The organism is Anoxybacteroides tepidamans, assembly GCF_014201465.1.
GTDB lineage: Bacteria > Bacillota > Bacilli > Bacillales > Anoxybacillaceae > Anoxybacteroides > Anoxybacteroides tepidamans.
In genome coordinates, this window is record NZ_JACHEP010000052.1 from 1 (window position 1) to 1,270 (window position 1,270).

Genomic DNA, 1,270 nt, shown 5'->3' on the forward strand with positions numbered 1-1,270 from the left:
CGGTTTCCGGTGTTCCAGTCAAGAGCCGGATTCGAGCAGTTCTATTCGTTGATTCAAGAGGCGATGAGGGAATTGGGCAAAACGGAAGTGATCGTCGGAATCGAACCGACCGGACATTACTGGTTGAACCTCGCCTATTTCCTTGAGGAAAAAGGGATCCCATTGGTCATGGTCAACCCGATGCATGTCAAACGGTCGAAAGAACTGGACGACAACTTGCCAACGAAGCACGATGCCAAAGACGCCCTCGTCATCGCAAGACTGGTCAAAGACGGACGCTTTAGCTATCCCCGCATTCTCCACGAGGTGGAAGCGGAATTGCGGGCAGGAAGCACGTTTCGAGAGTCGCTGCTCAAGGAACGGAATGCCGTCCAAAATCAAATGATTCGCTGGCTGGATCGGTACTTCCCTGAGTTTGTGCAGGTGTTTCCATCGTTCGGAAAAATCGCGTTGGCGGTCTTAGAAAACACGCCATTTCCGATGGACATCGCCGATCAGACGGTCGAAGGGCTCATGGAGCGATACCGTCAAAGCGAAGGACTCCAATGTCCGCAAAAACCGAAAATTCAAAAGCTGGTAGAGGTCTCTCGCCATTCGATTGGCATCACACAAGGACAACAGATGGCCCGTATCGAAATCGCCACGTTGGTCCGCCGATATCGCCAATTGGAACAAGAGATCGCAGCGTTGACGGAAGAGTTAACTGCCCTTGCACAAACAACGGTGGAGTACGAATGGCTTCAAACGATTCCAGGGCTAGGAGATGCGACGATTGTGGAATTGTTGTCGGAAATCGGGAGTTTTTATCAGTACCAAGATCCGCGGCAGCTGATCAAATTAGCGGGCTTGACGTTGAAAGAAAACTCCTCGGGGCAACACAAGGGGCAAAAACGAATCTCGAAGCGAGGACGGAGACGGCTACGCGCCCTTCTCTTTCGGGTGATGATGCCACTCATTCGCCATAACAAGGCGTTCCGAATGTTGCACGAGTACTATACGACACGTCCCGTCAACCCGTTGCGTAAGAAGCAATCGATCGTCGTGTTATGTGGCAAGCTATTGAAAATTCTATACGCGGTTTGTGTGAAGCAACAAGCATTTGATGAGGAACGAATGATGCAAGATATCTTCTCCTCCACTCAAGCACAGGCAGCCTAGAGCCGTCTCCTTTGACAAGGAAAACTGTCTAAACAACCAGATGACACGGAGAAGCTGGCACGATTTTCACCATTCGACCTCGAGTCCCTAAAAGAGCTTAGCCGGCCTCTGC

At 51.0% G+C, this 1,270-nt stretch carries 1 protein-coding gene; it reads left to right on the plus strand.

The genetic code is table 11. The features are described 5' to 3' along the window. On the plus strand, nt 1-1,158 hold a 1,158-nt coding region (locus HNQ34_RS17245; RefSeq protein ID WP_183256539.1), incomplete at its 5' end, for an IS110 family RNA-guided transposase. Between the last annotated feature and the right edge of the window lie 112 nt (nt 1,159-1,270).